The sequence below is a fragment of the Gayadomonas joobiniege G7 genome (assembly GCF_000300815.1).
GTDB lineage: Bacteria > Pseudomonadota > Gammaproteobacteria > Enterobacterales > Alteromonadaceae > Catenovulum > Catenovulum joobiniege.
In genome coordinates this window covers 618,892-632,850 of the sequence record NZ_AMRX01000001.1, presented here as the reverse complement: position 1 = coordinate 632,850, position 13,959 = coordinate 618,892, and the positions used below count along the sequence as shown (strand labels likewise).

General features: G+C 41.1%; 12 protein-coding genes. 9 read left to right on the top strand and 3 right to left on the bottom strand.

The annotated features are described in order from the left end of the window. Nucleotides 1-166 precede the first annotated feature (166 nt). The 6 genes from C727_RS0103070 (at nucleotide 167) to C727_RS0103045 (ending at nucleotide 7,810) form a co-directional block, all read left to right on the top strand. On the top strand, nucleotides 167-3,571 hold the full coding sequence (locus tag C727_RS0103070; RefSeq protein WP_017444163.1) for a hybrid sensor histidine kinase/response regulator: 3,405 nt from the start codon (nucleotides 167-169) through the stop codon (nucleotides 3,569-3,571). After that, entirely contained in the window at nucleotides 3,564-4,442 is an 879-nt protein-coding gene (locus C727_RS0103065; protein ID WP_017444162.1) for a DNA-binding response regulator, read from the top strand. Before C727_RS0103070 ends, C727_RS0103065 begins: the two co-directional genes overlap by 8 nt. Nucleotides 4,443-4,867: 425 nt before the next feature. After that, nucleotides 4,868-5,152, top strand: a complete 285-nt coding sequence (gene ubiK / locus C727_RS0103060; protein WP_017444161.1) for a ubiquinone biosynthesis accessory factor UbiK — start codon at nucleotides 4,868-4,870, stop codon at nucleotides 5,150-5,152. Between the two features lie 55 nt (nucleotides 5,153-5,207). After that, nucleotides 5,208-6,152, top strand: coding sequence for an SPFH domain-containing protein (locus tag C727_RS0103055; RefSeq protein WP_017444160.1), 945 nt, complete (start codon nucleotides 5,208-5,210; stop codon nucleotides 6,150-6,152). Further along, nucleotides 6,149-6,607: an NfeD family protein gene (locus C727_RS0103050; RefSeq protein WP_017444159.1), complete on the top strand. Its 459-nt coding sequence runs from the start codon at nucleotides 6,149-6,151 to the stop codon at nucleotides 6,605-6,607. Before C727_RS0103055 ends, C727_RS0103050 begins: the two co-directional genes overlap by 4 nt. A 12-nt stretch (nucleotides 6,608-6,619) precedes the next feature. After that, the gene (locus C727_RS0103045) at nucleotides 6,620-7,810 is read left to right on the top strand and encodes a mechanosensitive ion channel family protein (RefSeq protein ID WP_155949154.1); all 1,191 of its coding nucleotides are present in this window, start codon (nucleotides 6,620-6,622) and stop codon (nucleotides 7,808-7,810) included. 23 nt (nucleotides 7,811-7,833) lie between these two features. Here C727_RS0103045 and C727_RS0103040 read toward each other — a convergent pair whose 3' ends face one another. Next, nucleotides 7,834-9,147: a hypothetical protein gene (locus tag C727_RS0103040; protein ID WP_017444157.1), complete on the bottom strand. Its 1,314-nt coding sequence runs from the start codon at nucleotides 9,145-9,147 to the stop codon at nucleotides 7,834-7,836. A gap of 106 nt (nucleotides 9,148-9,253) precedes the next feature. Between C727_RS0103040 and chrA the strand changes: the two genes are divergently transcribed. Beyond that, nucleotides 9,254-10,444, top strand: a complete 1,191-nt coding sequence (chrA, locus tag C727_RS0103035; RefSeq protein ID WP_017444156.1) for a chromate efflux transporter — start codon at nucleotides 9,254-9,256, stop codon at nucleotides 10,442-10,444. On the opposite strand, the gene mutM is transcribed toward chrA, so the two are convergent. Further along, nucleotides 10,429-11,241, bottom strand: coding sequence for a bifunctional DNA-formamidopyrimidine glycosylase/DNA-(apurinic or apyrimidinic site) lyase (mutM, locus tag C727_RS0103030; RefSeq protein ID WP_017444155.1), 813 nt, complete (start codon nucleotides 11,239-11,241; stop codon nucleotides 10,429-10,431). The two genes, chrA and mutM, sit on opposite strands and share 16 nt — an antisense overlap. Before the next feature lie 283 nt (nucleotides 11,242-11,524). On the opposite strand from mutM, the gene glnK reads away from it, so the two are divergent. Both glnK and C727_RS0103020 read left to right on the top strand, forming a co-directional pair. After that, nucleotides 11,525-11,863 (top strand): P-II family nitrogen regulator, encoded by a 339-nt coding sequence (gene glnK, locus C727_RS0103025; protein ID WP_017444154.1) that lies wholly within the window; start codon nucleotides 11,525-11,527, stop codon nucleotides 11,861-11,863. 35 nt (nucleotides 11,864-11,898) lie between these two features. Further along, the gene (locus C727_RS0103020; RefSeq protein WP_017444153.1) at nucleotides 11,899-13,164 is read left to right on the top strand and encodes an ammonium transporter; all 1,266 of its coding nucleotides are present in this window, start codon (nucleotides 11,899-11,901) and stop codon (nucleotides 13,162-13,164) included. A gap of 46 nt (nucleotides 13,165-13,210) precedes the next feature. On the opposite strand, the gene C727_RS0103015 is transcribed toward C727_RS0103020, so the two are convergent. Next, nucleotides 13,211-13,840: a TetR family transcriptional regulator gene (locus C727_RS0103015; RefSeq protein WP_017444152.1), complete on the bottom strand. Its 630-nt coding sequence runs from the start codon at nucleotides 13,838-13,840 to the stop codon at nucleotides 13,211-13,213. Nucleotides 13,841-13,959: the final 119 nt, after the last annotated feature.

The following is a 13,959-nucleotide window of genomic DNA, read 5'->3' as shown; positions in this document are numbered from 1 at the left end:
ATTCGTAAAACAGCTATAGGATCTACGTAGAATGACGTATAAATCATGTAAATTCATGATTTATATATATTTTAAGTTTTAAAAACCGATCTACGCATTTATACGCATATACAAAACCCAGTGTGAACGGTAAACTTGCGCGCGAGAAAAAAAATAGGTTTAAGCAATGCATTCCAACCCCAAAATTCGTTTTACCCGCCGCACTTACAATAAGCTTGTTGCAAACGAAATGATGGAAGACTTTGCCCTGCGCTTCACCGCTCGACGGGCTCGCCGTTGGTCACCGGGCTGGATTGCTACCACGGCATTAGGCACAGTGTCGTTTTTGGTGTTAGAAGCCATTGGCGGTGCAATCACGTTAAACTACGGTTTTGTTAATGCCGCGTGGGCCATTTTAGCCGTTGCCCTAGTGATATTTTTTAGTGGTTTACCCATTAGTTATTACGCTGCTCGTTATGGCGTAGACATAGATTTATTAAGCCGTGGTGCCGGGTTTGGCTACATAGGCTCAACCATAGCTTCGCTTATTTATGCTTCATTCACCTTTATCTTTTTTGCCCTCGAAGCTGCCATTATGTCAATGGCATTGCAGCTGCTTTTTGGCATCCCGCTTGCTGTGGGTTATGTTATCAGCGCGCTGGTTGTGATCCCCTTGGTCACGCACGGCATTACCAATATTAGCCGCTTTCAAGTCATTACCCAGCCGCTTTGGATCCTGTTACAGATAGTTCCGCTGATTTACGTTTTTAGTCATCCTGATAATCAATTTACCGAGTGGTTTAACTTTACTGGCGAAGCGGGTGCAAGCGGGCAAAGTTTTAACTTTTTGTTATTTGGTGCAGCCAGTGCTGTGCTATTAGCCATGGTCGCACAAATTGGTGAGCAAGTTGATTTTTTACGCTTTTTACCAGAAAAACCCAAAGAAAAAAAATTACAGTGGTGGTTCTCGTTAATTATTGCAGGTCCAGGTTGGATTTTTTTTGGTGCCGGTAAACTCTTTTTAGGCTCTTTCTTGGCTTGGCTTGCGCTAAAACAAGGATTACCGGCAAATGTCGCCGATGATCCAGCGCACATGTATATGGTCGCGTTTGGTTATGTGTTTAGTAACGAAACCTTGGCCATTGTATTAGCCGCCGCTTTTGTTGTGATATCGCAATTAAAAATCAATCTTGCCAATGCCTATGCGGGTTCACTGGCTTGGTCAAACTTTTTTTCCAGGGTCACCCATAGCCACCCTGGGCGGGTTGTCTGGATGTTATTTAATGTTGCGATCGCCTTATTACTAATGGAACTTGGTATTTACCAAACCATTGAAAGTATGCTGCAAGTTTATTCGGTGTTTGTTTTAGCTTGGTTAAGTTCGGTGACTGCCGATTTAGTAATTAACAAACCTTTAGGCATAAGCCCTAAGGGCATAGAGTTTAAGCGTTCTCATTTGTATGACGTTAACCCTGTTGGTGTCGGCTCTATGTTAATTGCGTCAGTTATCGGCTTTACCGCACATTTTGGCTGGTACGGTGAATATGCGCAAGCAGCGGCCTCTTATTTGGCGTTTTTTTTACCTTTTTTAACCGTGCCTGTGATCGGCTGGTGGACAAAAGGCCGTTATTATCTGGTCAAAAACAAACAGCAATACGACCTACATATTCAAGCCCATCATACTTGCCATATCTGTGAAAATGAATTTGATAGCGAAGACATGACTTTTTGTCCTGCTTATGGCCGTGCCATTTGCTCATTATGTTGTAGTTTGGATGTTAGATGTGGTGATGTTTGCCGCGAAGAGGCAACTTTATTTGCCCAAGCACAGCAGTTTTTTAAGCGCTTTTTAACCACTCGATTATTAAAAAAATTAAGCTCACCACCGGCCCAATTTATTGGTGTAACCTTATTATTAAGCCTTATTGGGGCTGCTATCTTGTTTTTAATTTACCTGCAAATACCCGCTTATGAACCCGATCTAAAACGCGTATTTGGGCTAACTCTGATTAAAATATTCTTTTTATTGCTGATCATCATTGGCATTGTCAGCTGGTTGTTTATTTTAGCACGCAGCAGTAACCGCTTAGCGTTAAAAGAGCTGCGGGTACAAACTCGTATCCTCGAAAGTGAAATTCAAGCGCACCAGAATACCTTTCAAGCACTGCAAAAAGCAAAAGAGGCGGCCGAGTCAGCCAACCAAGCAAAAAGCCGATATTTAACGGGTTTAAGCCATGAGTTAAGAACGCCGCTAAACGTTATTTTGGGTTATGCACAACTGTTAAACCAAGACAATGCAATTCCTAGCCGGCAACGTGAGTCTATTGCTATCATGAAGCGTAACGGCGAACATTTAGCTGATTTAATAGAAGGTTTGTTAGAGATATCTAAAATTGAAGCAGGTCGCATGCATTTGCAAAAAGATACGCTGCAAATACATACCTTTTTAGATCAACTAGTAGACATGTTTAGCATGCAGGCTCGCAATAAAGATATAGACTTTGAATACAAACCTTGTCAGCGTTTGCCAGAAACTGTCACCATAGACAAACAAAGGTTTCGCCAAATACTGATTAATTTATTATCTAATGCCATCAAGTTCACTGAACAAGGCAAAGTCACCTTAGAAGTTAATTACCGCAATGAAGTTGCGCACTTTATAATTAAAGACACTGGACTTGGCATCAGCGAGACAGATCAAAAAAATATTTTTAAACCCTTTGAACGTGTGCAGAGTGATAAAAACCGAGCGATTAAAGGCACAGGGTTAGGTTTAACTATTTCTAAGTCATTAGCTGAACTCATGGGCGGTGAAATTAGTTTACGCAGCCAATTAGGTCAAGGCAGCGCTTTTAAACTCAGTCTGATGTTGCCTGGGGTGTTTAATTTTACCAAAGAAAATGACTACCAACCGGCCCGTGCAATTGCCTATGATGGGGATCGCCGCAATATTTTGGTTGTTGACGATGATCCAAACCAGCGCAGGTTAATGGAAGATATTCTTTCCCCGTTGGGTTTTAATTTAAGTTTGGCGGCCGATCCTATGCAAGCACTTGATATAGTCGCCAAACAATCGGTTGATCTCATTTTAATGGATATCATGATGCCACAAATGAGTGGTTGGCAATTAGCCGAAAAAATTCGTCAAGATAAACACATAATGCCGATTATTATGATTTCGGCCAATGCACGAGAAACGCAAAACACTGAGCAAAATGCTCGCTATCACGACGATTATCTTGCAAAACCTATTAATCTAGATACCTTATTAATAAAAATTGGTCAGCAACTCAACTTAGAGTGGATGTATCAATACATTGAAGAAAATAAAAAAATCCAGCCGCCCGCAATGCCAGATAAACCTGAGCAGCGAGCGGTGGCTGAAAAGATGTTGAATGACGACTGGCAAAATTTATTGTCCCCTGCAGAGATTGGCTATTTATCAGGGTTTAGTGAAGCATTAGAAACATATGTTCAGGCAAATAAAATCTCAGAGGACGATCATCAGCAGTTATTAGAATTGAGCAAACGCTGTCATTTTCAAAAAATCTGTCAATTTATACACAATAAAATTGAAGCGAACAATGGATAATATAGTACTGGTTGTCGACGACTCGCCCGAATCTTTGGGTATGTTAAATGTAGCGCTTAACCAAGCAGGTTATACGGCGTTGGTGGCTTTAGATGGAACACAAGCCTTATCGATTGCAGAAAAAGTAACCCCTGAAATTGTTTTAATGGACGCGGTTATGCCCAATATGGATGGCTTTGAAACCTGCCGACAGTTTAAAAAAATGCTGCCCAATGTACCTGTGATTTTTATGACGGGGCTAACAGATTCAGACGATGTGGTCAGAGGCTTTAATGCCGGCGGCGTAGATTATGTCACTAAACCTATTGCGCCAGATGAAGTATTGGCCCGTATTAAAGCACATCTAAGCACTGCTCGTTTGGCTCGCAGTGCGCAAAATGCGCTAGATCATGCGGGTAAAAACGTATTTAGCGTAGACAAATCGGGCGAAATGGCCTGGGCAACGCCGCAAGTGTACGAACTCATCTCTAACTCTTTTGCACAACAAGCCGATATTTGGCAGCACTTAAAAACAGAGATAGATAGCTGGCTGCAAAGCGGCCATCAGCAGCCTCTGGTATTATCTAACAGCCAACCACAGCTCACCTTACACTATGAACGCCAAGAGCAAGATCATTTTTTATTGCGCTTAAGCAAACATAAACCAGCGCCGACCGCTGAGCTGCTGCAAGCCGCTTTGCCAATAACAAAACGCGAGGCGGAAGTTTTATTCTGGCTATCACATGCCAAAACAAATTGGGAAATCTCGCAAATATTGTCAATGAGCCCGCGAACGGTCAATAAACATTTAGAAATGGTATTTAAAAAGTTAGCTGTTGAAAACCGAACCGCTGCGGCGGCCGCTGCAATAAAAATATTAGACGCAGAATAAAAAAAACCGCCGAAGGAAACCAACGGCGGTGTACAAGGGAGATACAACAAGAACACATGTAAAACACATTAATAAAGACTCAAGCCATTGCACTTTAGTTCCTAATTATTTGCTATTTTTTTAAATTTTTTATTCGCGCTAACAATATAAACATGGGCTGGGTGTAATAGGCAAAAAAAAACCGCCGAAGGAAACCAACGGCGGTGTACAAGGGAGATACAACAGGAACACATAAAACACATTAATAAAGACCAGCAAGCATTCGCTTTAGTTCAAAATAATTTTTAATTTATTTAATATTTTTTTTGCCATTAAAAAAACGCAATAATAAAGTTAAACTTGAACCTCAATTGCATCCCAGTCGTAATCAGATAATATAATGGCTATACTTGCTGCCAGTCAGTTTAGAGAACAGAAGACAAATTATGATAAACCCCAAAAAACTTGAAGAAATTGCCAGACAAATCAATGAATCATTGCCGCCTGGTGTGCGCCAATTCGCCGATGATATGGAAAGCAAAACCAAACAAATTTTGCAAAATAAATTGTCTCAGCTTGATTTGGTGACTCGTGAAGAATTTGATGTGCAAACCAGAGTACTGATGCGTACCCGAGAAAAATTAGCCGATTTAGAACAAAAAATGTCTGATTTAGAAGCTCGCCTGCAAGACGAACCGACTGAAACAAAAAAATTAACTGAGCAGGAATAACACTGCTGATAAAACTGATCCATAATAAAGTAGCCCCTAACAAAGGAACTTACTTATGGATCAGCTGTTAAATTACATTATTAGCGTGCAGTTTGCGCTTTTTGTTTTGGTATTGGTGGTTTTAAAATCATCTATCAAATTTGTCCCACAAAACCGTGCTTGGATCATTGAACGATTTGGCAAATACCAGTCAACCCGTGAAGCAGGCATGAACTTTATTATCCCTTTTGTTGACCGTGTTGCAGCCGACCGCTCACTTAAAGAGCAGGCTTTTGATGTACCTAGCCAAGCTGCTATTACCAAAGACAATATCTCACTAACCGTTGATGGTGTGCTTTATTTTAGAGTGCTAGATCCATACAAAGCCACCTATGGTGTTGAAGATTATGTATTTGCCGTGACCCAATTAGCTCAAACCACCATGCGCTCCGAAATAGGTAAAATAGATTTAGACAAAACTTTTGAAGAGCGGGATATGCTGAATAGCAAAATTGTAGAATCCATTAACCAAGCATCCGAATCTTGGGGGGTGGCGGTACTCAGATACGAGATAAAAGATATCACACCCCCTGCTACTATTATGGATGCAATGGAATCCCAGATGAAAGCTGAACGCGAACGGCGCGCCAAAATTTTAGAATCAGAAGGTGAAAAACAAGCGGCAATCAATATTGCCGAAGGTCAAAAACAAGCCCGCGTATTGGCCGCTGAAGCCGAAAAACAAGAACAAGTACTGGCTGCACAAGGTGAAGCATCCGCGATTATGGCAGTTGCCGATGCACAAGCACAAGCATTAACTGTCGTAGGTAAAAGTGCTGCAACCGAAGAAGGCCAAAAAGCCGTGCAGCTCGATTTGGCCAGTAAAGCAATCGAAGCCAAACAAGCTATTGCAAAAGAGTCCAGCATAGTATTATTACCAGATAACGGCACTGAAGCAGCCAACATTGTTGCTCAAGCAACCAGCATCATTAATACGCTTAACCGGAAAACACCCACATGATAGAAAACCTATCTAACTACAGTGCCGAGGCGCTCATTGCGCTAGGCATCATCTTATTAGCAATTGAGGTTGGCATTTTAGGTTTTGCCACTTTTATTTTGTTTTTTATCGGCCTTGCGCTCATTATTAATGGCATTTTAATCTGGCTTACGATTGTGCCTGATCAGCTTAGCTGGATCTTATTGACCACAGCCCTGCTTAGTGCGGTGCTTGCGCTCGTATTATGGAAACCTTTACAGCGGTTACAAAACACAACTGAGCAGAAAAATGTTCATAGTGATTTTGTTGGCATCACCTTTTTTACCCAACACCCTATTGATAGACAAGGATTGAGCACCCATAGTTACTCTGGCATTCAATGGAAACTAAAAAGCGAACAACCCATTGCTGCTGGCAGCGAAGTGACTGTCGTTCGCGCCGAAGTTGGCACTTTTTGGGTCAAACCTGTCGTATAATCAGAGGATCTAGTGTTGGAAATACTTAGTTTTTTACCTACCGAAGGCTCGTTTTATCTCAGCTCACGCATTGGGGTATTATTAGCGGCCTTGCTGGTAATTTGTTTAATTACGTTCAAAATAATTTTGCCCATTATTCGTAAAGCGGTTACTAAAACCCGTATCGAATGGGATGATTTGCTGATTAAAAATCGCTTTTTTAGCCGGATTTTATGGATTATCCCTATTATTGCAGGCGATCGCTTAAGCCGCTTATTGTTTGATATTGATGGTGAGCACGTCATATTAAAGTCTACCGTGAGTATTGCGATCACCATGCTGGTAGCGGCGGTTATTTTAGCGCTTATTAATACCATTCGTGATGTGTTTGAAAAAACGCCGTCATTAAAATCTATCCCTTTCGACAATATCCGCCAATTGGCTGTGTTAGTTATATACTTAGTCGCAACCATATTTATTGTCTCTATTATTTTTGACAAATCACCACTGGCCCTGCTGACTGGTTTATCAGCAGCAATGGCTTTGGTTTTATTAATTTTTAAAGACGTTATTTTAGGATTTGTTGCGGGTGTCCAATTATCGCTAAACCGCTTAGTCAGGGTGGGCGACTGGATTGTATTTAACAAAGGCGGAGCAGATGGCACTGTTATTTCTGTCGGTTTAACCGTGGTCAAAGTACGTAACTTTGATAAAACCATTACTTCTATCCCTGTTTATGATCTCGTTTCTAACAGCTTTACGAACTGGCGCGGCATGCAAGAAACTGGCGCACGACGAATTAAACGAGCCATTTTTATCGATCAAAACTCTGTCACTTATTTAACCGAAGAGAAGTACCAGCGTTTTAAAGATCACCCTTTTATGAGCGCATATATTGAAGAAAAAATAGCCTCAGGCGCTTGCATTGCGAAACCGGATAAATTACCCGAGCAGCGCTGTTTGTCTAATTTAGGCACTTTTCGTGCTTACATAGAAAAGTACCTAGACAATAAAAAAGAAATACGTTCAGACATGTTAATTATGTGTCGCCAGCTTGCGCCAACTGAGCATGGGCTTCCTCTAGAAATTTATTGTTTTACCGAAGTCGATTGGAAGCGTTACGAAGGTATTCAGGCCGACATTTTAGACCATATTCTTTGTGCCGCTGATTATTTTGATTTACGGGTGCATCAGTTTGGTGACATCCAAAAAGATAGGCCTTAGCCGCCTATCTTTTGGTTTTAGCGTTATAAACTTTGATAAAGAGGTAACTTGTCTATCCGCTGATCGATTTTTTGTTCAACCTGCTGATACCTTGGATCTTGGCTACTACCAAAAAGCCGCTTAAATTCAGCTTCGCTGAACCCCTCTTGCAAACCCGATATTGATGGAAAAATATCAGCTTCTGTAATCTGTGCTGCTAACTTTTGCTGTGCTTTTATTGGTTTGTCTAAAACAAACATCGCAAACTTTAGTCCTGCTTTATCAGCCATCAGATCAACAAAACTAAAACCACTCCCCCCTTCATCACTGTCGATAATTTCTTTTAATTCACCAATTTTTAGGCCCATTTTTTCATCTAATAATCGCTGCAATAAAATCGAATATAAAAAGTGTTTGCTTAAATCTTGCCGCCCAGCCAGTTGAGTATTGATATTGTTAAAGGAGCGCACTAAGGATCGCGGCAAACCAATAAAATGACCAAACTTGTGATTACCAAAAGCAATAGTTAATGCCCACAAAGCAGCGTGATTTTCACCCGCGGCCGTTTCTGGTGTACTACGCAGTGCAGCAAAACTAAATACTCGGTTGAGGAAAAAAACTAAACTTTGTTGCTCGGGATTATCTGCTTTAAGCTGCTTAATATGCTGTAAATAAGTTTTAACAACATCTGGCTCAACGGCAACTTGCATTGGATTAAACAAATCACTGTAACGGCCAGACGCTTGTTGCAAGGCGGCGAGTACTTGCTCGCGCATTCCTTTTTTAATATTTAAACTGACCGCTAAGGTTTGTTTATTCACTGCAAATTCTTGCACTAAATGTTGTATGTCTAGCGCTAGCTCTTTATTAAACACTTTATACAAACCCGCCCTAAACAATAATTCAATTGCCCATGTTGGCAAATTGATATCACCCGCTGAGCATTGCTCTAATTTAATGGGAATTGGTTTTGCTTTTTCAGAAAACAAACATTCCACATTTAGGTAATTGCGGTCAATTGGCACATTTAATTGGTGGCTCATTTTTAGCGAAAGTCGCTCCGCACTAATATCTGCTTTGAACTGACTGGATGTTAATGCATATGACAAAACTTCAGTAATTTCATCAAGCTGAGTTTGACTAAATGTTAAATGAACCAAACCTGTGCTGTTATTTAACTTGCGGGCTAACTCAGATAGGGATCGACCTGCATTGTCGGCGCGCTCTGCGCTCACTTGGGGGTCTGTTGTGATATGAGCGGTATTTTGCAACGAAAAATAAAAAACAGCAGCTGCAGCAATCACCGCAACGGTAAACAAAATAAACAGTGTTTTAAACAAGCCAAATAAAACGCGCACTATACAGATAAACCTTATTAAAAATACCCATTGAGGTTGATTGGCAAATGATAAAACGCAAAAATACGACTTAATGCATATACCCCTACCGATGGAGATACGAAGTATGCCAAAATTATCAGATATTTGTAGCCTGTTTATGCAGTTTTTTAAACTGGGTCTGATAGCTTTTGGGGGGCCTGCCGCACATTTAGGTTTATTTAAAAAAACCTTTGTTGATGAAAAAAAATGGCTCACTGACAGTGAGTTTGCTCAAATCATGGCAATTTGTCAGTTTATGCCTGGCCCCGCCAGTAGTCAGGTAGGAATCAGTATTGGCATCAAACGCGCAGGTCAATTAGGCGGTTTTATTGCCTGGCTGGCATTTACGCTACCAACCGCGATTTTACTTGTACTCACTGCTTATGGCCTACTTAGCCTAACCGACGATAATTTAGCCGGCGCTATTAGTGGATTAAAACTGGCCGCGGCGGCTATAGTGCTGCATGCAACTGTCACTATGTTTAATAGCTTTTGCAATAGCTGGCTAAACCGGATATTAGCTGTGGTGGCTATGTTACTGATGTTATCTTTATCGTTTTGGTGGACTCAATTTATCATAATCATAGCGGCGGGTTTAATCAGTAGTCGTTTTAGTTCGCAAAATAACCAACAGATGCAAGCTTCGCAAGCCATTAAACTGCCGATCTCACGTGGGCAAAGCATCGTCAGTATTGTGCTGTTGATCAGCCTACTTTTTTTATTGCCTTTTGCCGCAGCTCAGACGGATTTAAATCAAGTGGACATGTTTAGCCGATTTTTTAGAATCGGCGCCAGTGTTTTTGGCGGCGGTCATGTCGTTTTACCTTTATTGCAGCAAGATATAGTGGCGGCAGGCTGGGTAAACAATGAAAACTTTTTAGCCGGTTATGGTATTACCCAAGCTATGCCGGGCCCTATATTCAGTTTTTCGGCTTTTTTAGGTGCGGTAAACGAAATTGGTATTCATCCAGTGCTAGCAGCAGTGATTTGTTTAGTCGCGATTTTTGCTCCGTCCTTTTTATTAATTAATGGTGTTTTTTATAGCTGGCATAAAATTGGTCACAATCGCCATTTAAAACGAGCTTTAAGTGGTATTAACGCGGCTGTGGTTGGGTTATTAGCAGCCGCTTTATGGGATCCTGTATTGTCCAGCAGTGTGACTAATTTATTTCAACTGGTGGTATTTATCGGTTTGTCTCTGCTCGTGTTCAGCCGCTTAGTACCTGTCTGGTTGGTTGTGATTGGCGCGGGTTGCTGTGGTTATTTTTGGCAATGACTGCAATAAACACTGGCACGCTGGCCAATAGATTTAACCTTGAGCAGAGTTTCGCAGCTCGGGCAAGGCTGACCAGCTTTACCATACACCTTTAATTGCAGAGCAAAATAACCAGGTTTACCATCCGCTTTGGTAAAGTCTTTTAAGGTTGTACCGCCCTGTTCAATAGCATGTGTTAAAATCTTGCGAATATTGTCAACTAACAGCTGGTAGCGCTGCAAACTCACTTTGCCAGCAGCCCGAGCGGGATGGATACCGGTTAAAAAGAGGGCTTCGGTCGCATATATATTGCCAACGCCAACCACCACAGAGTTGTCCATAATAAAAGCTTTAACAGGCGTTTTGCGGCTTCGTGACACCTGATACAGATAATCGGCATTAAAACTTGCATCAAAGGGTTCAGGCCCTAAGTTTTGCATGTGTTGGTTCAACTCAGCCTGTGAATGGAACAATAAAACTGCACCAAAGCGGCGCGGATCATTTAATCGCAAACTTTTACCCGACGCGAGTTCAATCGTAAAGTGGTCATGTTTAATCCTAGGTTGGTCTTTATCCACCACACAAAGCTTACCAGACATCCCTAAATGAATAAGCACAATGTAGCTTTGAGTTCGAATTAATAAATATTTTGCTCGCCGCTCAACTGAGCTAACTGTTTGTCCTTTGAGCTGATATAACTCAGTTGACAAAGGCCATCTTAATGTTTTGTGGAACAGATTAACCAACTCTATCTGTTGATTCAGTAACCAGGGTTCAACCCCCATGCGGGTCACTTCTACTTCGGGTAACTCTGGCATTTACAGGCCTTAAGTGTTAACAATTTTAGTACATGATACTTAAAAAGTTAGCCAAATCAAAGCAGCACAGCGCATCGCTTCGGTGCATAATTTTTTGCTTAGCTGTTTTTCTCACCAATCTTGTGCCTGATGTCTTTTTCACCGCACCAAAAAGATGCAAAAAAAATAAAAAAAGCAAACCTGCTAATGTAGTGCATTGATTTTAAAGATAAAAACAATATTGGCACAGCAATTGTAAGAAAGACTTTGCCAATTCAATAAAACTACTTAGGAGCACATTGCTATGAAACTGGTCAGTGCGATCATCAAACCATTCAAATTGGATGACGTTCGTGAAGCCATTTCTGAGATCGGTATCGAAGGACTTACCGTCACTGAAATTAAAGGCTTTGGTCGTCAAAAAGGTCATACCGAATTATACCGTGGTGCAGAGTATCAAGTCGACTTTCTGCCTAAAGTTAAACTAGAAATTGCAACGCAAGACGAAAATGTTGAGCGTTTAATTGAAGCCATCAGTGGTGCTGCCAAAACCGGCAAAATTGGTGACGGTAAAATCTTTGTATTTGATTTAGAGCAGTGTATCCGTATTCGTACCGGTGAAACCGGCGACTCGGCTATCTAATAAATAATTTAATAAATAAATTTTAGGAGACGACAATGGAAAACAATGTATTTCACTTGCAGTATGCAATGGATACCTTCTATTTCCTGGTCTGTGGCGCGCTAGTCATGTGGATGGCCGCAGGTTTTGCAATGCTGGAAGCGGGTTTAGTTCGCTCAAAAAACACCACCGAAATTTTAACTAAAAACGTCGCGTTATTTGCGATTTCTTGCACCATGTACTTAGTTTGCGGTTACGCTATCATGTACGGTGGAAACATCTTCCTAAGCGGCATCGCTGATGTTGACGTAGCTTCTACTTTAAGTGATTTTGCAGGTCGCGAAGACGGTTTTGAAGGGGGCTCTATTTATTCTGGTGCTTCTGACTTCTTCTTCCAAGTTGTTTTTGTTGCAACTGCAATGTCAATTGTTTCTGGTGCAGTTGCTGAGCGTATGAAACTGTGGGCGTTTTTAGCGTTTGCAGTGGTTATGACTGGTTTTATCTACCCATTAGAAGGTAGCTGGACTTGGGGTGGCCAAGAAGTATTTGGTTTATTCAGTTTAGGTGATTTTTCTGACTTTGCTGGTTCAGGTATTGTTCACATGGCAGGTGCTGCTGCAGCATTAGCGGGTGTATTATTACTAGGTGCTCGTAAAGGTAAATATTCTGCCGACGGTCGTGCCAATGCGATCCCAGGTGCGAACATGCCATTAGCTACTTTAGGTACTTTCATCTTATGGATGGGTTGGTTCGGCTTTAACGGTGGTTCTGTTTTAAAATTAGGCGATATCGCCAACGCGAACTCAGTTGCTATGGTATTTTTAAATACAAACGCAGCCGCAGCTGGTGGTGCCATTGCAGCCTTAATTACTGCCCGCATCTTATTCAAAAAAGCAGACTTAACCATGGCATTAAACGGTGCGTTAGCTGGTCTAGTTGCTATCACAGCTGAACCGTCAACACCTAGTGCTTTAGAAGCCACTATCTTCGGTGGTTTAGGTGGTATCTTAGTAGTGTTCTCAATCTTAACTTTAGACAAGTTAAAAATTGATGATCCAGTCGGTGCTATCTCAGTTCACGGTGTTGTTGGCTTATTAGGTTTATTATTAGTCCCTATTACTAACGATGGTGCTAACTTCGGTGACCAATTATTAGGCGCTGTAACTATCTTTGTATGGGTATTTGTTGCTAGCTTGGTTGTCTGGAGCATTCTGAAAGCCGTCATGGGTATCCGTGTCAGCGAAGAAGAAGAATATGAAGGTGTGGATATTGCTGAGTGTGGTATCGAAGCCTACCCTGAATTTGCTAAAAATAGCAAATAACCAAAAAACATGAGACGTTCCAAAACCGCGCTTCGGCGCGGTTTTTTTATTTTAGTGGTGGGTTATTAATCAATGATTGGAAGTGTGTATTGACCAAACTGGTTGCTAGACTTTTTAAATCCATGTTTGCTGGCATATATAAAAAATTATGAATAATGCCAGTAAAAAAAGCATGGTTATAACAAACCGCTGTTTTTATGTCTGTATTGGCAGGCAACTCACCACGCTCTACCGCATTTTTTAACGCTCTAAACAGACGCTTTTCTACCCGTAAAAACGACTCTTTGGCTCTTTCTTCTACCAATTCACTTTGCCCTGACATTTCAAAACGATACAACATTATTGTGAACACTCTTTGTTGCCGTTTATCAACCGCCAGTTTGTTTAAAAAATGCAATGAAAATTCGCGTAACCGCGCTAATGGCTGGGTTTCACTGTCTGCCGTTGATTCGTCAAAAATACTTTCAAGCGGCATTTTAACTCGCTCGACCATGGCCTCGAATAAATCAGATTTATTTTTAAAATGCCAATAAATCGCACCACGGGTCATACCGGCTTCATTAGCAACATCCATTAAGGTGGTGCTGGAAAAACCTTTGTTGTAAAACACGGTTTCTGCCGCATCTAATAATAGATTTTTTGTTTCTAACGCTTCTTCGCGTGTTTTTCGAACCACTTTTTTACCTACCTAAATAAAAAATAACAGGGGCCAATTGCAAGCTTAAGTAAATTTCGGGTATTATACAAAACATTCATGAATGTATGTATAAATTTTTAATTCACAATTAAGTTGTC